This window comes from Oceanobacillus sp. FSL K6-0127 (genome assembly GCF_037983385.1).
In the GTDB taxonomy this organism is placed as follows: domain Bacteria; phylum Bacillota; class Bacilli; order Bacillales; family Amphibacillaceae; genus Oceanobacillus; species Oceanobacillus profundus.
The window spans coordinates 2,483,575-2,505,749 of the sequence record NZ_CP150287.1 but is presented as its reverse complement, the minus strand read 5'-3'; the positions used below and the strand labels follow the sequence as shown (position 1 = coordinate 2,505,749).

The following is a 22,175-nucleotide window of genomic DNA, read 5'->3' as shown; positions in this document are numbered from 1 at the left end:
GCTTTGATACTTCCCGGTGCTTGTTTCTATTTAAACCTGAAAAAAGCTTTCCCACTACAACGAGTAGCAGGAAAGCCTTTTATCTGTTTAAGATCTTACATAGGCGTTGAATTTTTCGTTAACGGCTGCGATTATTTTTTGGTAAGATTCTTCTACTTCCTCATCCTTCAACGTTTTTTCTGGATGTTGATAAAGTAGGCTGTACGCTATGGATTTCTTACCTTCTTCCAAGTTGTCACCTTGATACAGGTCAAAGATATCTACACGATTAACAAGTGGTGCGCCAACTTCCTCAATAACCTTTTTCACGTCTCCAGCATGTACATTCTTGTCTAAAATAAACGCAATGTCCCTAGCAATGGAAGGATACTTCGGAATTGCAGTAAAGGATGGTACAGCATCATATGCCGCAAAGACTTCTTCCAGATTTAAATCAAATACATACGTTTCTTTTAAGTCAAGTTGTTTTTGAAATGTTGGGTGCAGCTGACCAATGAACCCAACAGTTTTATCAGCAATTTTTACTACCGCACATCTTCCTGGATGCATATCAGTCACCTTGGTTTGACTATATGTCACTGGGATTTGCAGAAAATCAAATAATCCTTCAACAATTCCTTTCACAACATAAAAATCAACCTCTTTTTTCTCTTGCTGCCAAGCTTGCTCCGACCATGTGCCAGTTAGAGCTCCGGAGATACGAAGTTGTTCATCTGGCTGTTCTGATAGTTCATTTTGTCCCGAAATAAAAATACTTCCCATTTCATAATAGCCAAGGTTTACTTGACTACGGGCGCGATTATAGGATAGAACGTTTAATAGTTCCGGTAAAATACTAAGACGAAGATATTTGTGATCCTCGCTCATTGGCATTGCCAAAGCAACAGGCGACGCAGCTGAACTTGCAACCTCTGGGCTGATTAGACGTTTTACATCCCGCTCATTTGTTAAAGAATAGGTTAATGTTTCCATTAAACCTGCACCTTGAACAAAGTTTTTAACCCGGCGCTTTAATTGCTGTCTTACGGTCAAGCCTCCAGACTGTCCAGCACCTTCTGGCAATGTAAATGGAAGATTATCGTACCCGTAAATTCGAGCAACCTCTTCAAGCATATCTTCAAATAGTGTAATATCACCACGACGAGTAGGTACGTGAACCGTGAAATGATCGTCATCTTGCTTATAGTCAAATTGCAGTCGCTTAAGGATAGAAGCAATATCATCTGTTGTCATTTCTGTTCCTAGTCGATTGTTAATATGTGGTGTATCAATTTCGACGACTTTTTCTGTTCGGTCTAACCTATCAAATTCAGCAGTCCCAGCTATTACTTTACCACCAGCATATTGCTGCAGCAGTAAGCAAGCACGAGCTCCTGCTTTACGGACACGGTTTGGATCGACTCCTTTTTCAAACCTGGTACTGGACTCACTGCGCAGACCAGTTTGTTTTACCGTCTTTCTAACTGTAATGGCATCAAAATAAGCAGCTTCCAGTAAAACATTCGTTGTCTCACTCGCAACCTCTGAATCCAATCCGCCCATAACACCAGCTAATGCTACAGGTTCCTTACCATTTGTGATTACAAGATTCTCGTCAGTTAATATTCGCTCTTGTCCGTCCAATGTTGTTAGAGTCTCATCATGTTTCGCCCGGCGTACAACAATTTTTTCAGAGCCAAATCTATCATAATCAAACGCATGTAATGGCTGGCCATATTCGAGGAGTACATAATTTGTAATGTCAACAACATTATTTATTGGACGAATGCCAGCTGCCATTAAGTAATTTCTCATCCATAATGGAGATGGTTTGATTTCCACATCCTTTATCATAAATGCCCCGTAATAGGGATTTAATTCTGCTGCTTCGACTTCAACGGAAACATAATTTGCTACTGTTGCTGATTCTTCCACTTGAACTGCCTCATCCGGCAGTTTTACCGGCTGATCAAGTATTGCTGCAACCTCATATGCAATACCAAGCATGCTTAAAGCATCTGCACGATTTGCTAAAACATCCAATTCAAGGACAGCGTCATTTAAGTTGAGCAGCTCATCAACAGGTTCTCCGACTGTTGCCTCTTCTGGAAATACAAATATACCATCTGCAATATCGGTTGGGATATATTTTTCTTCGATACCCAGCTCTTTTAAGGAACAAATCATACCATTCGATTCAATTCCACGAAGCTTCACTTTTTTTATTTTGAAATTACCTGGAAGAACTGCTCCCGGCTTTGCTACAGCAACCTTTTGACCTTGTGCCACATTCGGTGCTCCACAAATAATTTGTAATTTCTCTTCACCTACATCAACTTGGCATAGGTTCAACTTATCTGCATCGGGATGTTTTTCACATGACTCTACATAGCCGACTACAACATTGGTACTCTTTTCTGCCACATATTCGACACCCTCTACTTCAATCCCTGACTTCGTAATTTTTGCGGCAAGCTCTTCAGGCGTTAAATTTCCTAAATCAACGTATTTTTTTAACCAGTTATATGATACTAACAATTGTTTTACCTCCTTCGTGATCTCACTTATGCTTTATGGTACTGTTTTAAGAATCGGATATCATTTGCATAGAAGTTCCGGATATCATTCACACCGTACTTCAGCATGGCAATTCGTTCAGGTCCCATTCCAAATGCAAATCCGCTGTATACTTCTGGGTCATATCCGCCCATTTCAAGTACTTTAGGGTGAACCATTCCTCCACCAAGAATCTCAATCCATCCAGTACCTTTGCACACACTGCATCCTTTTCCATCACACACCTTACAAGAAATATCCATCTCTACGGAAGGCTCTGTAAACGGGAAAAAACTAGGACGCAAACGGATTTCGCGGTCTTCACCAAACATTTTCTTAGCGAATTTATCCAACGTACCTTTTAAATCACTCATGCGCACATTTTTGTCTACATAAAGCCCTTCAATTTGTGTAAATTGATGAGAGTGTGTTGCATCATCTGTGTCCCGGCGGTACACTTTTCCAGGACAAATCATTTTAAAAGGCTTTTCACCGTTATATTCCTGCATCGTACGTGCTTGAACTGGTGATGTATGAGTACGAAGCAATAATTCATTCGTAATATAGAACGAATCCTGCATATCACGCGCTGGATGGTTCTTCGGTAAATTCAATGCTTCAAAATTAAAGTAGTCTGTCTCGACTTCCGGGCCTTCTCTTACTTCGTAGCCCATGCCAATAAACAAATCCTCAATCTCTTGAACGATATTCGTTAATAAGTGAGGACCACCTACCTTCACTGGACGGCCAGGTAATGTAACATCAATTGTCTCTTCTTCAAGTTGTTTCTCCAGTTCCGCTTGTTCTAGCTTTTCTGTTTTTTCTTCAAGTGCCGTTGTGATTGCAGTTCTTACATGGTTAGCAATTTCCCCGACAACTGGACGCTCTTCCTTCGAAAGCTTGCCCATTCCACGAAGAACTCCCGTTAAGGATCCCTTTTTCCCTAGATACGCAACTTTAATATCTTGTAATTCTCGAATTGTCTCCGTTGCGGCAATTCTTTGCAATGCATCAACCTGTAGAGCCTCTAATTGTTCTTTCATTGATAATTACCTCCTTGAATATGTGATTTTAAAAACTTGGCAAGTCGACCACGCCATCTAAGTGGAATACCTGTTGCTTTTGTACAAATAAAAAAAGCCTTCATCCCAAAAAGGGACGAGGCTATTATTTCGCGGTACCACCCTTGTTGACAGAATGTATGTATGAAAAGCATACGTTTGCTGCCCAACTTAAACTTGATAACGGATTTATATCCGGAACACCTTTACTTCAGATTGAAGGTCCAAGTGCCAGCTCCAGAGTGAATTGTTCGTATTATTGCGATAGAAATGCTCCCAGTCTTAGGCATTTCCTCCCTGAATCACATTCTAAATAGGAACGAGCTCCTTCTTTGCTTACATATTGAGATTACATTCATTATAAATAATTTCGAACCCACTTGCAAGATTATCTTTTTAGGTGATACATAAGAATTCCTGCTGCAATACTTACATTTAATGATTCCGCTTGGCCATAGATTGGGATCTTTACCGACCTGTCTGCTTGCTCAATCAAATCAGCTTGTACTCCAGCCCCTTCATTACCTAATATAATCGCCACTTTATTACCTGGGATTATATCATTATAATTGGACGCATTTTCTAAAGCTGTTGCCCATATTGTAAAGCCTTCTTCTTTTAATGCTGAAACCATCTCTCCCAGGTTTGCATGAATAATTGGGATATGAAAAATAGAACCTTGCGTTGAACGAATGACCTTATCATTATAAAGATCGACTGTTCCATCTCCAAGCATAATCCCATCCATCCCTGCAGCATCTGCAGTTCGAATAATTGTTCCTAAATTTCCAGGATCCTGTATCGAATCAATAAGGAGTAAATGATTGCCACTGCGCTGTGTCTGTTGTCGACTTTCAATAACAGCAATAATTCCTTGTGGTGCCGCAGTTTGGGAGATGTATGCCATCACATTGTCGCTAATTGAAACGACTGGATAGTTGTCTGTCCAGCTTGGCAGCTCGACCCCCTCCTGTATAATAACTTCACGAACCGTCCAATTACTCTTTACCGCTTCCTCCACTAAATGGAATCCCTCTACAAGAAACGCACCAGCCTGTGTTCTTTCTTTTCGCTTATGGAGTCTTTTCCATTGTTTTACTTTTTCATTTTTTACTGACGTAATCATTGGTTTCATCCTTCTTATTATTTCTTTATCCATCATACATATTTTTATATACGTTGGTCAAACTATCCATAATTTGAAAAGTGGAGGAGTGTCTATATGGATTTAAATTTACGAAAAGCAATTCTGTCTAATATCGCAACCAACGATCAGCAGCAACTGGAGTCAACGATTGTTGACGCTATACAAAACGGTGAAGAAAAAATGCTTCCCGGTCTTGGTGTGCTATTTGAATTAATTTGGAATCAATCGGAAGAGCAAGATAAAAAAGAAATGGTTGATGCATTAGAACAAGGTGTTAAAGCCGCGACACAAAATTTACAATAAGAAACTATTCGGAGGAGGTTGTCAATCGCCTCCCCCTCCTTTATAAAATCCATCATATTCCCTTGAACATCCTCAACTGTGACTTTTTCTTTAAACTGTAAAATCAAATAAAAATAAGTATTTTTACCTAACCAGTGGTAAGATTCCTATAATTACTTCTAGTTTTACAGATTGTTTTTTACTTTTTATACCATTTCAATAAGTTGAATTACCTACTAAATTATCTTGAATTTAAAACGATCAAAAGCCTTTTGGATTACGATGTTTCGTATTTTTTTTAGCACCATTTGACTAGTTTGTTTTTAAATGATATAAAAAGTTGAAACAGTTTGTTATTATATGTTTCAGAGATTCATAATAAACTAAGTAAGAGGAAGGAAAAGAAAGGGGTAAGTTTGTGGAAGGTACAACGAATGAACAGCAGAAAAAAGGAATTTCCAAAGGGTTAATTGCACTTATTGTCGGTATTGTCGTATTAGCCGGAGGAACAGCCTTAGCATTTATGCTAATTAAGGATTCTCCGAAAAATGCATATTTTCTAGCTGAAAAAGATACGTGGGAATACATGGTGGAACGAGCGGAGGAACGTTATCAACCGGAATTTGACTGGTATGAAAAAACGCAAACTGACAAAACTGCTTCATCACTTGAATTAACTGCTGAATACAATGATCCAGCAGCAGGAAGCATGGGATACGGCATGGATCCTGCAACATTAATCAACAACTCTAGTATAAAGCTTGATTCTCAAACCGATATGGAAAACAAACAAGTTTATACTGGGATTTCAGCTAATATCGCTGGGATGGAGATAAATGATCTTCAAGTTTTTGTAACAGATGAGAAAGTTATGGTTGGGGTGCCTTTCTTAGAAGAAGTTTTACAATTAAATGATCAAGATTTTGGTCCACTCCTTCATGAAGTAGATCCAGCAACATTTACTGGTGAAGAAACACTTGGGTTAGATACGCTGTTTGAAAGTGCAGGAGAAATCTTCCCTGAAGAATACAAAACACATATAGAAGATGAATACTTCAAATTGATTTATGATGAATTGCCAGATGACGCATTTACAAGCAGCGATGAAACGGTAGAAGTTAATGGCGAATCTATTAATTCCGAAAAAATTGAGTTACACCTTACTGAGCAGCAATTTAAAGACATCTTAACTACTGTATTGGATAAGATGGAAAAGGATGATAAACTAAAAGAAATCATCAAGGAACAAATGGTTGCCCAGCAGTTTGGCGGTATCTATATGGAAGATGAATTGGATACATTTACTGAAGATTTTGAAGCTAGTATCACAGAAGCAAAAGATGGTATAGAAGAATTGCAGATTCCAAATGGATTAACATCATCACTATGGATTGCTGACAATAAGATTGTCCAACGTGAATTCGTTCTTGAAATGGGAACGAATGCTGAGGAACTAGCGAAAATTTCTATTACTGGTTCACAATTGTTAACAGATGAAAATCAATTCTTTGATTATGACGTTGCATTCTCAGATGCATACGAAGAAGGAACAATGAATATTACAGGTGATTTGAACTGGAAGGGTAACGAAGCTACAGATTCTATCAACCTAACAGTTGAAGATTTTGTTCTATCCTATGACGGAACAGAAACACTTGCAGATGGTACACGTGAATTTAATCGTGTGTTCACTGTTGAAGACCCTGCTAGCGGCGGCGGAAGCTTGCATTGGACAGGAGATGCAACATATGAAGCTGATAAAATGAATGCAGCACATCAAATTTCTTTAGAGACTCCAGACTTAAGTCAAGATATGTTCACATTAAATATGAATACAGAAGGCCAAACAATTGATTCTGTTGAAACATTGAGTGAAGATAATGTGAAGGATTTAGGTAGCATGTCTACTACAGAACTACAGGAATACTTTGAAAACGATGTAGCACCAAGCTTCCAGCAATGGCTGTTCGGCCTTATGTCTAGTGGCGGAATGGGATTCTAATTAGTTCTAACGGCTTTTAAACTACCTTTAATTTATAAACACGAAACGAGCGTGCCACAATGCATTACATGAGACACATACAATTATTTATAAAAAATCATTTAATGCAGCTAAGGAGGAAGTGGTCATCACTTCCTCTTCTTTTCATGTTTCCGGTTATTATTGTCGGGTTAGCTGCTGCAATTATAATTACATATTTTATACCTTCAGAGAATGAAACCGTTCAAGTAGGCTTAGTCAATTTAGATGAAAATGAACAAACTGAGCTGATCGTCCAGCTTATCGAACATTCTTCCCAACTGGGATCATTTATAGAAATACATAGTATGACTGAAAATGAAGCTAAAATAGCCATAGAAAATAATGAAATCAGTGCTTACATTACGTTTCCGGATAATTTCACAAGCCATCTAATGCAAGGGCAATCAGTGGAGATTCCTGTAACCGGAAATGCAAAGCAACATGCAGAAAGCTTTATGGTAAACGAGCTTATTGAAAGTGTTTCCCGTCACATACGTGCCTCACAAGCAAATATTCTTGCAATTAATTCCTATGCACGGGAATTCAATATGGATGATGAAGAGCGAAATGATTTTGTTTTCGAGCAATTTAAGGAGTTTTTATTCTATACAGTTGGACGTGACCGCGTTTTAATGGAACGAGAAATCACAAACCTAGCAACGTCGTCTCCCATTCAATATTTCACTGTCGGAAGCTGGTTTATTCTTGTTTCGATTTGGCTCTTAGCCATTTATATTTTTTTTACAAAAGAAAATCCAACACGTCTAAAAAATCGGATGCGACTTTATGGTGTACTCGAAATTCAGCAGACAATCGCAAAAATGTTTATTACCATCATCGTTACAGCATCCTTTGCTGGGCTATCTTTTATCGCTTTAGAAACTATCTTGGTGGAAACCGTTATTCTGGAGGATTACATTCGAATTACGTTACTCACATTGTTATATAGTGGAATTTTCGTGCAATGTCTTGCCATTATCGAATCACTTACCCAGTCACATAAGCTTCGATTACTCGTACAATCCGTATTCACGTTTGTGTCCATTATCATAAGCGGTGCGATTATTCCAGTTATTTACTATCCATTGTGGATTCAAAATCTGCTGCCCTATTTATTTTCATATGAAGCTTTAAGCTGGATACAAGATATTTTATTAAACAACCGACTCTATGCAGATTATATTCCCCTCCTTCTAATGAACGCTGCTGCAGCATTCATATTGACTAGTATTTCAATTTGGAAGGAGCGTGTTGCCATATGATGTCAATCATCCATACTCGATTGATGCACTGGAAGAAACACTGGATTTCCCATCTATTTTGGTTTCTCCTTCCAATACTTGCGACTGTTTGTATGATACAAATTACAAATGTAGTACAGGAGGATAGTAAAATCCCGATTGGTATGGTAGTTAAAGAAGATAGCGAGCTTGCAAATTCATTACTTGAAACAATGAAATCTTCCCCTCTTCTACGCGTCTATGAATTGAGCGAATCAGAAGCGCGCAGTCAGATCGAAAGTCATGAATTGGATAGTGCATTTATAATAGAAGACGGATATGAAGCAAAGATTTTACGCGGCAGTCGTAATCGCCTTATAACGAGCTATCAATCCAACCTTTCTTTTGCCTATACACCAATTCGAGAAATGCTTATTTCCTATGTGCAGCAGGACACGGGAAAAGTGAAAGCAGCTCATACCATTACCGATTTGCAAGAAAGGTTACAACCTGAAGCAATGGTTTCTTTTGATGAAATTATTGCGAAAACAAATGAAATTCAAGCACAGGAAAATTTACTTGCCACGACATTTTCTTTTTATAATGATGAAGGCGTAGGAATGAAGAATGACATCTCCATTTTAAATACATGGGGACTGTGGGCGATTTTCAGCATCTTATCCACGCTTTTATTGACCGATTGGCTGATTAAAGAGCGGCGTCCAGGACTTATGCCGCGTTTTGCTTTTATGCGTTTTACGTATAAAAATTATGCAATCCAAAATCTTGGATTTTATGTAATAGCTTTCTTGTTATTTGACGGTTTAAGTATCGTTGTTTTTAAACAATTGCTCAGTGAAAGTATCGATTTCAACCTGATTGGCGCAATTATTTCATTTAGAATTCTTATCAGTACAAGTGCTTTTTTACTAGCATTACTGTTTAAAAACAGCTACTTCTATTACAGTGTTTCATTTATTCTAGTCTTATTCTTAATTATTTTAAGCGGGGCTATACTTCCTATCGATGGACTGACAAAACGTTTTCCCTGGTTGTTAGATGTTAACCCGATTCAACCGTTCTTGGATCAAACATTCTGGAATCCATGGCTTTTAGTCCCCCTTGCCCTAGTTAGTATCTGGATTGCAAAAGGAGAGAAATTAAATGCTTGAAGTACAATCGATTACAAAATCCTATGGAAAAAAACTAATTTTAAACCAAATCTCCTTTTCCGTGCAGCCCGGTGAAATTATTGGTCTTGTTGGAGAAAATGGCGCGGGTAAGTCTACGTTATTAAACATTCTGGCTACCCTAGCAAGTCCTACAAACGGTAATATTGTACTTTATGAAAAGTCATACCGTGAAAAACGAAAAGAGGTACGTAAGCAGATTGGTTATGTTCCTCAGGATATTGCAATTTGGGAAGAGTTTTCCGTCGAAGAAAACATGGTCTTTTTTGAAAAGCTTTCATGGAAAAGAAGGTCGAAACAAGAATTACAACAGCTTTGTCTGGATATGGAGCTGGATAAATGGAAAGAACCTGTTAAAACGTTATCCGGTGGAATGAAACGGAAGCTGAACATGGCGATTAGTTTAATCCATGATCCCGACCTGTTGCTTCTTGATGAGCCAACCGTTGGCATCGATTTGAAATCCAGAAAGGAAATTGGTAATCACCTGAAAAATCTCGCGATAAAGGAAAATAAAATGATTATGTATACTTCTCATGATATGGATGAGATCAGCACGCTTTGTGATAGCATTATTTGTATTGGAGAAGATGCATTTTATAAGAATCTGCTTAAGGAAGCAAATAAACAAATTGTCACATTTTAGTATTGCTAAACCTGTCCACTAATCGTAAAATAATAGATAGAAGGATTGGAAAGGAGTGATTCCCGATGGAAATACGAGATTTACAGCAAATGATACAATATCAAGCACTATCGATTATGTCAGGTAATTCTGCTGCAACGTTATCAGAACCCAGCCAAACGTCGGCGATACCCTTTCAACAGTTATTATTAGAGAAAATAAATCAAGCGCAACGACTGAATAGCATACCTACAGATTATCGAAACAACATGCCATATAATATATACAATGCAAAACCAGATATTAGTTATAACGTTGTGGCTGCTGCACCAAACTATAGTGATCAGCCAGGTCCTACGAATTATCAAGCGCATATAACCGAAGCAGCACAAAAATATGGGGTTGATGAAAACCTGATCCACGCTGTTATTAAGCATGAGTCCAATTACAATGCGATGGCAAAAAGTTCTGCTGGCGCGCAAGGATTGATGCAGCTCATGCCAGGAACAGCAGCAGGCTTAGGTGTAACGAATTCCTATGACGCACGCCAGAACATTGATGGTGGTACAAAGTATTTAAGCCAAATGCTTACACGTTATAACGGAAACATTGAACTTGCTTTAGCAGCTTATAATGCTGGTCCAGGAAATGTAGAAAAATATCAAGGTATTCCACCGTTTAATGAAACACAAAATTACGTTCGAAAAGTTATGGGGAGTTATCTTGCTTAGATTTATTTTAAAGGAAATTCCGATGATTTGGAGTTTCCTTTTTTATGTTGCCGAGAATCGGTTTGTATTATGGGGAGATGCTTTCGAGTACAAACCTTCCCTGTAGAGCAAGCATTTCAAATGGTAGTTGGGTGGCCATTCTTTAAGAACGCTCATAGCTCCTCCTATTAGTGTAAGTTAACACTTATAAGAAATGAGTAGTTATGGTGTAGAACTTGTGAGGTACGATAACATGTAGGTTATTGCTGCTAGAATTAAAAAAGCAGAAAACAATAACCCTTTTTGAAACTTGGTCCAATTCTTCGTCCAACTCCAACGTTTTCCTTCCCTATCCAACCAAAAGTAATCGAAGACCACTGCTATTACAATAATTAAGAAAACTAATAATTTATCCAAGGGCTTTCTCTCCTTTGAATATCACTATACTATCTAAAAAGCCTAATCAACACTATAGATTTCCTCTTGTGTCGGTGTCGTATTCAACTCTTCTGCCCACTAGTAAGATAACTCCTTTTGTAATAATAGCATACTATTCAAACAATAACCCTCGAAGAAAAAAGCGACTGTTCTAATATTCGCTTCGTTTAACTTTTGCGTCCGTTTGTATTATATAAGTATATTATCCGGGTAAGCTAACAATCTTGCATGTATATCAAGAACTACGCCTATAAAAAATGAACGGCTATTTCATTAATTCCGTAATATAATATACACTAAGTAAATAATGTAGGCGGCGACAAGCACTAATCCTTCCCGCTTTCCAACTTTGAAGCTGGTTCTTGAGAATACCAATAATATAATAGTCAGTGCAATCATAAGAATGACATCAATAAACATTTTATCATTTGCCGCTAATGGAGAGATAGAAGCCGAGGCACCAAGCACAAATAAGATATTAAAAATATTACTCCCGACAATATTGCCGAGTGCGATTTCACTTTCTTTTTTCAGTGCTGCAGAGACGGAAGTAACAAGTTCAGGAAGGGATGTTCCAATTGCAATAATCGTTAACCCCACCAATGTTTCACTCATGCCAAGAGAGTAAGCAATTTCTGTACCGTTAGCTACTACCAGATCCCCTCCAAATATAATTGCAGCCAACCCTAATATGGTAATTAATATATTTTTACCCCAGCTGATCTCCTCAGTGACTGGTTCGTCTGCTGTATCTTTTCGGCTTTTAAGTCCAATTTCAATTACATAGTACATAAAGATGGATAAGAACAATAAAAAGATAAATCCATCATTGCGTGTCAGCAAGTTGCTACCCGATCCTTGCAATGCAATATCACTCATAAGAATTAGCAATGCCGCACTTGCGAGTAAGGTAAATGGGATTTCTTTTCTAATAGTCTCATTTTCAACTCTCAAAGGATATAAGAAAGCTGCCACGCCAGCAACAAGGGTAATGTTAAAAATATTGCTTCCAACTACGTTCCCCAGTGCAACATCTGCATTTCCTTCCAGTGCTGCAATAATACTGACAGTTGCTTCCGGTGAACTGGTTCCAAAAGCCACAATGGTTAAGCCGATTAAAATAGACGGAACCCGTAACAGTTTAGCAATATTGGAAGATCCGTCAACAAAAAGGTCAGCACCTTTTATCAACAATGCAAAGCCAATAATTAATAAAATATAAGCCATATATTTGTTCTCCCTATCTCGTTCAGTTTGTATTTTTTCTAATTACTATAAATACATACCCTATTATTACGGAATTAAAAATGATAATGTAAAACTACTTCTAAAAGGACGCACTAATTCAGGGGCACAGGCTATTGCAGTACAATCTTTTCTGATGTTAGCTGGTATAGTGGAACGGCGTCAATACCTTGATTATTACTTCTATTTTTTTAAAAATAAATCGGATTAGCCCATAACCAAATTGCTACACCAGCAAAAACCAAGTCTTGCTTCACTCTTGCACCCGTTAGTGAAACAATCTATTCGATATCATCTATATGGTTTCCCTCCTCATCGATTTGGAAACTACCTCCACCAAAACTCCAACCTCTATTTTCAACAAATTCAATAAACGCATCTAAAAATTCTTCTTGTGTTAAATCGTCACTGTTATTTGCATAAATACTGCCCTCTATCTGAACTCTAATTGGTCTCTTCAATTCTAATCCCTCCAAGAACAAATTTAATTACTTTATATAAATAATACTTAATCAAAATCAAAATCAAAACCAAATACGGTATGACAGATAGTATTGACCTAATATTTTACAATTGTTGTGACACCATATTGAGTTAAGTAATTTTTGTAACTTAATTCCTCTACCCACCTTTTAGGGTTTAACTGATATTTTCCATTTTTATTTTGATAAGTGAAACTTCCAACATTAATTATAATCGGTTCAGTCTCTTCTAATAACTTTCTCTTGTAGTATTCGAAGGCGTGTTGATCTGGAATATCTATAAGTTCCAAAACATCTCCTTCTTCCATATACTTTTCAAGATATAATAAAAACAATTTATTATTTGCACCAGATATCTCATAAATGTAAGGCATTGTAAAAAGTCCTACTACAGATTGCTCCCATACAGAATTATCTACTTCATTCACCGATAGACTTACCCAATCTTCCATTTTTTCAAAAATAGTCTGATTATTATAATCTTGAATTTCATCTGGTATTATAAAAGGTTTGGATGACGCTAAAAATGTAATTCCAGACATTTCTTTATTACCTCCAATAACTACTGTAAAAAATATATTTCCATGTTCAACTCTTCTCTCCGTTAATTTAAGTAGATTTTTCACACACCTCCATACATCATTCCTATATAAATTCAGTTTACATTAAACTACTTATTTAAGAAAATCCTTTAAAAGATTTACTAAATGCTCGTTTTCTAATAAAAAATGCTAAGTTGAACAGGAATTTTTGTTAATCTTTACAATTCATTATCAGCTATACTGACTTTAAAAATTATAAATTAGATCGTAAAAAGCACGGCTGCATCACAGCCGTGCTCAACTCTTATTCATATTCTTTTTCAATTTGAATAGTGCTTCTCACTGTATCAATTGGACGCACCATTTTTTCAATCTGTTCACGTTTCTTCTCAAGGAATGGCGGCAATGATAATTTTTCACCAAGTGTTTCATATGGCTCATCGCCCATGAATCCAGGTCCCTTTGTTGCAAATTCAAATAAAATTTGTGGTGCAACACGAGCATAAAGCGATCCAAAGAAGAAACGGTCAACAAAGCCTGACGTCTGGAAGCCAAATCCCTGCATGCGTTTGTTCCATTCATCGAGTTCAGCGCGATCTTCTACTGCGAAGGCAGCGTGGTGTACTGTACCATAGCCTTGACGAGCAACCGGAAGCACGGTATTATGTTCAACAACTACTTGTGCTCCATTTCCACCCTCTCCAACTTCAAATAGATGAAAATCTTTCTCTTGTGCAATTTCTTTAAACCCGAATACTTTTTCAAGCACCTCTTTAAAATAATCAAATTGAGCAATTCGGACAAAAATTGGTCCTAATCCGGTAATTGCATACTCTAATGGAATTGGCCCATTTTTCCAAGGAGTACCTGAAGCAATCCCTGCATTATGTTCATCAGAAATTAACTGGTAGTGCTGTTCATCAAAATCAATAAATGATAATGTCTTTTTACCGAATTGTTCTTTAATACCTGTGTGCTTCACTTCTAAACGATCGAAACGTTTTACCCAATATTCTAATGCTGCATCACTCGGCACGCGGAAGGATGTTTTAGCTATCTCATTTGTTCCATGAACTCCTTTTGGTATTCCTGGAAAATCAAAGAACGTCATATCTGTTCCAGCATTTCCTTCATCATCTGCGAAGAATAAATGATAGGTTTGAATGTCATCCTGGTTAACTGTCTTTTTAACAAGACGCATTCCTAATGTAAAAGTAAAAAATTCATAGTTCTTTTCCGCACTGCTTGTAATGGCAGTAACATGGTGCATCCCTTGTAACTGGTTCATTTATAATTCCTCCATGTAGTTAAGAATATATCGTAATTAAAACATCTTTAATTCAATATAAATATAACATGTACATTTCTTACTGTCAATAGTTACAAATTATAACTAACGAGTAATTTGCTAATAAAAAACCCGGAACCTGGCTTAAATCTGCCTGTTCCGAGTTTACAAAAGTCAAAAAGCATGTGTATATAAAAAAGTCCATCTATTTATGCTAATGCAAGCTCTCTAACCGTGGTTGCATCTAATTTCTTAATCACTTCCACAATTAATTTTACTGCGTTTTCGAAGTCATCTCGATGTAAAATGCCAGCATGGGAATGAATATAACGTGTTGCAATCGTAATAGATAAGGATGGTACTCCGTTTCCTGTTAAATGAATGGATCCGGAATCGGTGCCCCCACCTGCCATCGATGTAAATTGATATGGTATATTCTTCTCATCAGCAGTTTTCACAACAAGATCACGCAAGCCTTTATGGGATACCATGGAAGCATCATATAAGACAATTTGTGGACCCTTTCCGAGTTTACTATCTGCATCACTCTCTTTAATTCCAGGAGTATCTCCGGCAATTCCTACATCAACACCAAAGCCGATATCGGGTTGAATTGCATGAGCTGAAGTCTTTGCTCCACGTAAGCCTACCTCTTCCTGAATCGTACCTACACCATAGACAACATTCGGATGTTCTTCATCTTTTAATCGCTTCAATACTTCGATGGCAATTGCAAGTCCAATTCGATTGTCCCATGCTTTTGCAAGCAATAATTTTTCATTTTTCATTGGTGTAAATTCAAAATAAGGTACAACCGAATCGCCTGGCTTCACACCAAATTCTGTTACTTCCTCTTTGCTGGATGCCCCAATATCAATAAACATATCTTTAATTTCGTATGGCTTCTTACGTGCTTCTGCACTTAGAATATGCGGAGGTTTTGAGCCGATAACACCTGTTATATCTCCTTTACTTCCCATAATGGTAACACGCTGTGCTAGCATAACTTGATTCCACCAGCCTCCAACCGTTTGAAAGTAAACGAAACCATTATCATCAATGCGCGTAACCATAAAGCCAATTTCATCCAAGTGACCCGCAACCATAATTTTCGGGCCATCCGCTTTGCCAACTTTTTTAGCAATCGAGCTTCCAAGATTATCTACTGTTACCTCATCAGCAAGTGGACGAATATAGGATTCAAATACGTCCCTTACTTCTTTTTCATTACCCGGAATGCCATTTGCATCCGTTAAGGCTTTAAGCATGATTAGCGTTTCATCTAACTTGGTCATATGTAAAAAAACCTCCCGTGTTTAGTTTATGTACTACTCATTATACGCTTCATAAAGAAAACCACAAACCTGAATATGTTTTATCTACTTCTACTAATGTATCTCTTTTTTAAAAAAGTATGTATCAAACGAACAACGTCAAATAGGGGTATCTTTATTAGCTTTACTTTTATACACCAGAAGAACCAAAACCTCCGCTGTCTCGATCAGAGCTAGATAATGCATCCTCCTCTTGAACTAGTTTTACTTTTAGGACCGGAGCAATAACCATCTGAGCTATTCTCATTTGTTTTTCTACTTTAAAATCTTCTTTTCCATGGTTAATTAAAATAATCTTGATTTCTCCTCGATATCCTTCATCAATTGTTCCTGGGCTATTCAATACCGTGATAGCATGTTTTAAAGCTAACCCACTTCTCGGTCTAACCTGTGCTTCTGTCCCCTTCGGCAATTCCATCTGGATTCCTGTACGTATTAATGCAGCTTCTCCAGCTTTGATAATTTCTTCCTCTATTGAAAATAAATCTAAGCCCGCATCGCCTTCATTCGCGCGGTATGGCATTTTCGCATCTTCATGGATTAGCTTAATTTTTAATGTATGTGTCATTTCTATCCCCCATTTTATTCATATTTTATGCCAGTCAATTATATATAACGTGTTATGTTATTTCATATATGTATACTGGTAAGATCTTTTAAAGAAGAAAGTCCTGATTCAAGCTAGATTTAGTACGCTTCCATATTGTATCATGTTTTTTTAAAATAAGTGAAACCTATCTCGACCTTAGTTCGTATGAACATCTAAAAGGCTTTTTATGTATCTAAAAGTAAAAACAGGGAGACGATGTGACATGGTTGTAGTTCTTTTATTCCGCGTTTTAATTGTAATTGCCTTAGTTCTCCTCGTCTATACGTGGATTCAATATATTCGTAATCCTGAAAGAAGGGTGCGGATCGCTAAGGAATCCAATGACTTCTTTTTCCACGATGATACGTATGATAACAAGAGAAACTTGCAGCTTGTTTATAAAGGCTGCCTATTTGATGGTGAAAAATATCTTGGAACAACAGAAGATTCTTTTGAAGTAGTTGATATCCATATTACTGTACGGGATCCAATCGAGCTACGTGGTTTTACAAGAGATGATTTATATTTTTTAGAGAAAGAAATCCTGATTCATTATCCATATGCAAAAATCACGTGGAAACATCCAATCAATGAATTAATTTTGACACCGATTGAATAAAGTGAAACTTCATTCATTGGGGTTATTACAGATCGTTTATGCATGGCAAAAAAAATCACTCACCTATATTTTAATAGATGAGTGATTTTCATGTTCGGATATCGGGAAGAAATCCTGCCATTTAATAATAATTTCTTTGCTCCTTAAAATATACAGCAGTGGTAATAAGGTTACTAAAAATACGAAGAGATGAAGTGGAGTTAGGTTGGACAACCAACCACCGATAAAGGTATAAATCGCTGCTAAAGGAATATTGGATAATAAGGATGATTTCATATACCCTTTGAAACTTGAGGAAACCTCAATAAGGCAAAGTGACAACAGATGGAAATGGATAAACGGTATGAGCCGAAGTAAGGTAACCTGTGACGTGTTCAATTCTCCATGCTTTCCCAATAGCTTCTGTTTGACACGAATTAGCCGATCTAATGATTTCGGCATGCGGTCAATCATTAGATAGAAAAACATGCTAGATAACGTAATGCCTATAATGGAGTAAACGGTACCTGCCATCGGGCCAAATAATACACCACCAGAGATACAAATAAATACGACTGGCAGGAAAAACAATGGCCGAAGTAAATGGAATAAAATAAAGAAAAGCGGTGCGAATAAACCTCCCATCTCAACAAAAGCCAGTACGTAGTTCCCAAATAACTCCATAAACAACCTCCTTGGTCTTGCACCAACCTGAAACCAAATCATGCCCGGCACCATCCCCGCTTACAGTACATGTATATGACAAGAGACGAGCCTTTATGACATAAAGAAGAAAATATAGATACAGCAAACAATATTCACAATGAATAAAATTGGCATACCAATCATAAAGGAGCGATGCTTTGTTTTATGACGGAATAATTTCATACCGATATATGTTCCAAGTGCGCTACCAAGAATAGCCAATGCCCAAAACGTTCGCTCTGGAATGCGATATTGCTTTTTCATCGCCTTTCGTTTATCAATATACATTAGGATAAAGCCTATGATATTGACACTAATTAGATACATAATAAACGAGCTATGTTCTTCCATTCTCGTTCCTCCTTGATATTCGAGTTTTTGTCTATGTATTCTGTTATAAAGAGAAAAAGGCCAAATCCAAGCATAATTCGGATTTGGCCCCTTTAATATCATTATTTTAAAGCGTCTTTTGCTTGACTTACTAATTGTGCGAATGCTTTTTCATCATTAATAGCAAGCTCTGACAACATTTTACGGTTTACTTCAATTCCTGCTAATTTAAGACCGTGCATTAATTTGCTGTAAGAAATATCATTCAAACGAGCAGCAGCATTAATACGTGCGATCCATAATTTACGGAAATCACGTTTTTTCTGTCTGCGGTCACGATAAGCGTATTGACCTGATTTCATTACTTGTTGTTTTGCAACTCTAAATAAAGTACTCTTTGCTCCATAATAACCTTTAGCTAATTTAAGGACGCGTTTACGACGTCTGCGTGTTACTGTTCCACCTTTTACACGTGGCATAATAATTCCCTCCTAGTACAATTGTAAAACAATATATATTCAATCGTTTCGTTTATTTTTTAACTTATTTAGGTATCATTGCTTTGATACGTTTGAAATCTCCTGAAGAAACCACTGCACTTTTACGCAATTTACGCTTCTGTTTTTGAGATTTGTTTGCAAACATATGGCTTGTATATGCATGAGATCTTTTTAATTTTCCAGAACCTGTACGTTTGAAACGTTTCGCTGTTCCGCTATGAGTTTTCATTTTAGGCATAATAATTTCCTCCTTGAATTGGTTCAAGCACCTCAGCTTAAAAAGATTTTAACTTGAACACTTTACTATAAGCTAGATTATTTTTCAGCTAATGGCGCAACCATCATGAACATGTTACGACCTTCCATTTTCGGTTTCGTTTCAATTGTAGCAATATCTTTAACTTCCTCTGCAAAGCGATCTAACACTTCACGACCAAGTTCTTTATGCGTAATTGCACGCCCACGAAAACGAACTGCTGCTTTCACTTTGTCCCCTTTTTCCAAGAATTTACGAGCATTTTTCAACTTTGTTTCAAAGTCATGATCTCCGATTCCTGGAGTAAAGCGAACTTCTTTAATATTAATTACTTTTTGTTTCTTACGTGCTTCTTTTTCTTTCTTCTGTTGCTCAAATCGATATTTCCCGTAGTCCATGATACGACACACTGGTGGTTTTGCGTTTGGAGCAACAAGTACTAAGTCGAGATTGCGTGTTTGTGCAATTTCCAATGCTTCCTGACGTGTTTTAACTCCCAGCTGATCACCATTTGAATCGATAAGTCGTACTTCTCTCGCACGAATCTTCTCATTGACGTTCATATCCTTGCTAATAGCCAGCCACCTCCAAATATTTTTGTTACTGATCTATCTTGACAAGATTTTATGCATGAAAAAAGTGTGGGCACTTCATGCACCCACACGTCTCCAATAACTTTATAAAAAAGAGTTCGGAACCCGTCAACTACCATAACGGCGTCAATCAGGTGAGAAGCGGGTGCTTCTACTTGTCTTAAGATCATTCAATTTATCAACTTTGTTAGTGTATCATTATCTATCATTTATGTCAACTTTTTTTGAAGATACACATTTTCTATTAATTCTAGTATAGCATAGTGCAGGTACAATACAAAGAAATAGGTTTTCTACAGAACTTTTACGCTGAAAATACCTTACTTTCTTAATTTTTTCTCTGCAATCTCCTCTTTAATAAGTGCTTCAAAATCATCGTATGCAAGAGACTCTGTTTTTTGTTCTCCATAACGGCGATAGCTCACAGCATTTCCTTCAACTTCTTTATCGCCTAATACGAGGGCAAATGGAACTTTTTGTGTCTGTGCTTCGCGGATTTTATAGCCGATTTTCTCATCGCGTTCATCCAATTCGACTCGTACACCTTGTAATCTAAGTTTGTCTACAATATCTTTTGCGTAATCAAGATGTACTTGTGGAGAAACTGGGATAACCTTCACTTGAACAGGAGCAAGCCAAGTTGGGAATGCACCTTTATATTCCTCAATTAAGAATGCAACAAAACGTTCCATTGTAGAAACAACACCACGGTGGATAACGACTGGACGATGTTCTTTTCCATCTTCCCCAATATAAGTTAAATCAAAACGTTCTGGTAAGTGGAAGTCCAATTGAACCGTTGATAGTGTTTCATCTTTTCCAAGAGCAGTTTTTACCTGGATATCAAGCTTCGGACCATAGAACGCTGCTTCACCTTCTGCTTCCACATATTCAAGGTTCATATCATCCATTGTTTCTTTTAAAGTTGCTTGTGCTTTTTCCCACATTTCATCATTATCGATATATTTCTCTTTATCTTCCGGATCGCGATAAGAAAGTCGGAAATAGTAATTATCAATACCAAAGTCCTTGTATACTTTTTGAACTAATTCAACAACACGGACAAATTCATCTTTCAACTGATCTGGACGGGCAAAAATATGCGCATCATTCAACGTCATTCCACGAACACGCTGAAGCCCTGCAAGTGCTCCACTCATTTCGTGACGATGCATTGTACCAAGCTCTGCAATACGAACAGGAAGTTGTCGGTAGCTCCATAAATTATTTTTAAATACCATCATATGATGCGGACAATTCATCGGACGAAGAATTAACGTTTCATTGTCCATCTCCATTGGCGGGAAAATATCATCCTGATAATGATCCCAGTGTCCACTTGTTTCATATAATGTTTTACTTCCCAGTACTGGAGTGTAGACATGATCATATCCTAAACGCTCCTCCAGATCAACAATATAACGCTCTATGTTGCGACGGATAGTTGCTCCTTTTGGTAACCATAATGGTAATCCTTGACCAACCTTTTGTGATACCGTAAATAAGTCGAGTTCTTTTCCTAATTTACGATGATCACGTTCTTTTCGCTCTTCTAAAATACGTAAGTGTTCTTCAAGCTCTTTTGGCTTTTCAAATGCAGTTCCATAGATACGTTGCAATTGTTTGTTGTTACTATCTCCACGCCAATAAGCTCCAGAGATGCTTAGTAATTTAAATGCCTTGATTTTACTCGTAGATGGGACATGAATTCCGCGACATAGGTCAAAAAATTCACCCTGCTCGTAAATGGTTACTTGCTCACCTTCAGGAATCGCATCAATTAATTCTAGCTTTAGGTCATCACCGATAGCTTGGAATCGAACTTGGGCTTCATTACGTGATACCTCTACGCGCTTAATTTCTAAATTTTCATCGATGATACGCTTCATTTCTTTTTCAATCTTCGGAAGATCTTCTGGAGTTAAGGTATGTTCCATATCAATATCATAGTAGAATCCTTCTTCGATGACAGGACCTACACCTAACTTCACATCTTTATAAAGTCGTTTCACAGCTTGTGCCAGCAAATGCGCAGCTGAATGACGCATCACTTCGATGCCTTCTTCATCTTTGTACGTAATGATTTCAAGCTTCCCGCCAGATTCTAGTCCACGGCGTAAGTCTACAAGCTCACCATCCAGTTTAATTGCTAATGCTTGTTTCTTTAACCCTGATGAAATGGATGCTGCGATTTCTTCCCCTGTTGTGCCTTGCGGAAAGCTCTTTTCAGCTCCATCGGGAAATGTAATGATAATTTCTGCCAATTGAAACACTCCTTTTCCTCGTTTAAACCTATAAATTTGAATGATACGAATAATTTAGCTGCCAAAACAGCCACGTCCACTCTAGCACCCAGCAACTAAAGGAACTTCCGCTTTTTGGATACAAATTAAAAAACACCCATCCCTCTGCACTTAATGCAAAGGGACGAGTGTTGGATACATCGTGGTTCCACCCTAATTCCCGTAATTTAATTACGGCT

At 37.5% G+C, this 22,175-nt stretch carries 23 protein-coding genes and 1 other annotated feature; of the genes, 7 read left to right on the top strand and 16 right to left on the bottom strand.

Annotated features, from left to right (window positions below):
• Positions 1-87: 87 nt before the first annotated feature.
• From pheT to MHH64_RS12365, 3 genes are all read right to left on the bottom strand, one after another.
• Positions 88-2,517, bottom strand: a complete 2,430-nt coding sequence (pheT, locus tag MHH64_RS12375) for a phenylalanine--tRNA ligase subunit beta (RefSeq protein WP_340001851.1) — start codon at positions 2,515-2,517, stop codon at positions 88-90.
• Between the two features lie 26 nt (positions 2,518-2,543).
• Complete coding sequence (gene pheS / locus MHH64_RS12370) at positions 2,544-3,578, bottom strand: phenylalanine--tRNA ligase subunit alpha (RefSeq protein WP_340001850.1); 1,035 nt, start codon at positions 3,576-3,578, stop codon at positions 2,544-2,546.
• 406 nt (positions 3,579-3,984) lie between these two features.
• A complete protein-coding gene (locus MHH64_RS12365) occupies positions 3,985-4,722 on the bottom strand; it encodes an RNA methyltransferase (protein WP_340001849.1) in 738 nt (245 codons plus the stop codon).
• A gap of 96 nt (positions 4,723-4,818) precedes the next feature.
• Between MHH64_RS12365 and sspI the strand changes: the two genes are divergently transcribed.
• From sspI to MHH64_RS12335, 6 genes are all read left to right on the top strand, one after another.
• Positions 4,819-5,046 carry a small acid-soluble spore protein SspI gene (gene sspI / locus MHH64_RS12360; protein ID WP_118889061.1) on the top strand — a complete coding sequence of 76 codons (228 nt, stop codon included), beginning with the start codon at positions 4,819-4,821 and terminating at the stop codon, positions 5,044-5,046.
• 397 nt (positions 5,047-5,443) lie between these two features.
• Positions 5,444-7,027 carry a DUF6583 family protein gene (locus MHH64_RS12355; protein WP_340001848.1) on the top strand — a complete coding sequence of 528 codons (1,584 nt, stop codon included), beginning with the start codon at positions 5,444-5,446 and terminating at the stop codon, positions 7,025-7,027.
• 59 nt (positions 7,028-7,086) lie between these two features.
• Positions 7,087-8,310, top strand: a complete 1,224-nt coding sequence (locus tag MHH64_RS12350) for an ABC transporter permease (RefSeq protein WP_340001847.1) — start codon at positions 7,087-7,089, stop codon at positions 8,308-8,310.
• Positions 8,307-9,440, top strand: a complete 1,134-nt coding sequence (locus tag MHH64_RS12345) for an ABC transporter permease (protein WP_303447394.1) — start codon at positions 8,307-8,309, stop codon at positions 9,438-9,440. Before MHH64_RS12350 ends, MHH64_RS12345 begins: the two co-directional genes overlap by 4 nt.
• The gene (locus MHH64_RS12340) at positions 9,433-10,104 is read left to right on the top strand and encodes an ABC transporter ATP-binding protein (protein WP_340001846.1); all 672 of its coding nucleotides are present in this window, start codon (positions 9,433-9,435) and stop codon (positions 10,102-10,104) included. Before MHH64_RS12345 ends, MHH64_RS12340 begins: the two co-directional genes overlap by 8 nt.
• Before the next feature lie 65 nt (positions 10,105-10,169).
• A complete protein-coding gene (locus MHH64_RS12335) occupies positions 10,170-10,814 on the top strand; it encodes a lytic transglycosylase domain-containing protein (RefSeq protein ID WP_303447396.1) in 645 nt (214 codons plus the stop codon).
• A gap of 201 nt (positions 10,815-11,015) precedes the next feature.
• Here MHH64_RS12335 and MHH64_RS12330 read toward each other — a convergent pair whose 3' ends face one another.
• The 7 genes from MHH64_RS12330 to dut all read right to left on the bottom strand — a co-directional run bounded on the left by MHH64_RS12330 (position 11,016) and on the right by dut (position 16,690).
• On the bottom strand, positions 11,016-11,210 hold the full coding sequence (locus MHH64_RS12330; protein WP_095307273.1) for a hypothetical protein: 195 nt from the start codon (positions 11,208-11,210) through the stop codon (positions 11,016-11,018).
• 294 nt (positions 11,211-11,504) lie between these two features.
• Positions 11,505-12,458 carry a calcium/sodium antiporter gene (locus tag MHH64_RS12325; RefSeq protein ID WP_303447397.1) on the bottom strand — a complete coding sequence of 318 codons (954 nt, stop codon included), beginning with the start codon at positions 12,456-12,458 and terminating at the stop codon, positions 11,505-11,507.
• Between the two features lie 299 nt (positions 12,459-12,757).
• Positions 12,758-12,937, bottom strand: a complete 180-nt coding sequence (locus MHH64_RS12320) for a hypothetical protein (protein ID WP_095307275.1) — start codon at positions 12,935-12,937, stop codon at positions 12,758-12,760.
• Between the two features lie 98 nt (positions 12,938-13,035).
• Positions 13,036-13,584, bottom strand: a complete 549-nt coding sequence (locus MHH64_RS12315) for a hypothetical protein (protein ID WP_303447399.1) — start codon at positions 13,582-13,584, stop codon at positions 13,036-13,038.
• Between the two features lie 220 nt (positions 13,585-13,804).
• A complete protein-coding gene (locus MHH64_RS12310; protein ID WP_118889055.1) occupies positions 13,805-14,788 on the bottom strand; it encodes a ring-cleaving dioxygenase in 984 nt (327 codons plus the stop codon).
• A 209-nt stretch (positions 14,789-14,997) separates the two neighbouring features.
• Positions 14,998-16,083: a M42 family metallopeptidase gene (locus MHH64_RS12305; protein ID WP_340001845.1), complete on the bottom strand. Its 1,086-nt coding sequence runs from the start codon at positions 16,081-16,083 to the stop codon at positions 14,998-15,000.
• 169 nt (positions 16,084-16,252) lie between these two features.
• Positions 16,253-16,690 carry a dUTP diphosphatase gene (dut, locus tag MHH64_RS12300; protein WP_095307280.1) on the bottom strand — a complete coding sequence of 146 codons (438 nt, stop codon included), beginning with the start codon at positions 16,688-16,690 and terminating at the stop codon, positions 16,253-16,255.
• 244 nt (positions 16,691-16,934) lie between these two features.
• On the opposite strand from dut, the gene MHH64_RS12295 reads away from it, so the two are divergent.
• Positions 16,935-17,330, top strand: coding sequence for a sigma-w pathway protein ysdB (locus tag MHH64_RS12295; RefSeq protein ID WP_095307282.1), 396 nt, complete (start codon positions 16,935-16,937; stop codon positions 17,328-17,330).
• A gap of 63 nt (positions 17,331-17,393) precedes the next feature.
• Here the strand turns inward: MHH64_RS12295 and MHH64_RS12290 are convergent, their stop codons facing one another.
• From MHH64_RS12290 to thrS, 6 genes are all read right to left on the bottom strand, one after another.
• Positions 17,394-17,993 carry a VTT domain-containing protein gene (locus tag MHH64_RS12290; RefSeq protein WP_095307283.1) on the bottom strand — a complete coding sequence of 200 codons (600 nt, stop codon included), beginning with the start codon at positions 17,991-17,993 and terminating at the stop codon, positions 17,394-17,396.
• Positions 17,994-18,086: 93 nt separating this feature from the next.
• Entirely contained in the window at positions 18,087-18,365 is a 279-nt protein-coding gene (locus MHH64_RS12285) for a DUF1294 domain-containing protein (protein WP_095307284.1), read from the bottom strand.
• A 101-nt stretch (positions 18,366-18,466) separates the two neighbouring features.
• Positions 18,467-18,823: a 50S ribosomal protein L20 gene (gene rplT, locus MHH64_RS12280; protein WP_095307286.1), complete on the bottom strand. Its 357-nt coding sequence runs from the start codon at positions 18,821-18,823 to the stop codon at positions 18,467-18,469.
• 64 nt (positions 18,824-18,887) lie between these two features.
• Positions 18,888-19,082, bottom strand: a complete 195-nt coding sequence (gene rpmI / locus MHH64_RS12275; protein ID WP_095307287.1) for a 50S ribosomal protein L35 — start codon at positions 19,080-19,082, stop codon at positions 18,888-18,890.
• A 77-nt stretch (positions 19,083-19,159) separates the two neighbouring features.
• The gene (gene infC, locus MHH64_RS12270) at positions 19,160-19,663 is read right to left on the bottom strand and encodes a translation initiation factor IF-3 (RefSeq protein ID WP_118889054.1); all 504 of its coding nucleotides are present in this window, start codon (positions 19,661-19,663) and stop codon (positions 19,160-19,162) included.
• Between the two features lie 64 nt (positions 19,664-19,727).
• Positions 19,728-19,856, bottom strand: a sequence feature (ribosomal protein L20 leader region).
• Positions 19,857-20,013: 157 nt separating this feature from the next.
• Positions 20,014-21,957, bottom strand: a complete 1,944-nt coding sequence (gene thrS, locus MHH64_RS12265) for a threonine--tRNA ligase (RefSeq protein WP_340001844.1) — start codon at positions 21,955-21,957, stop codon at positions 20,014-20,016.
• Positions 21,958-22,175 lie beyond the last annotated feature (218 nt).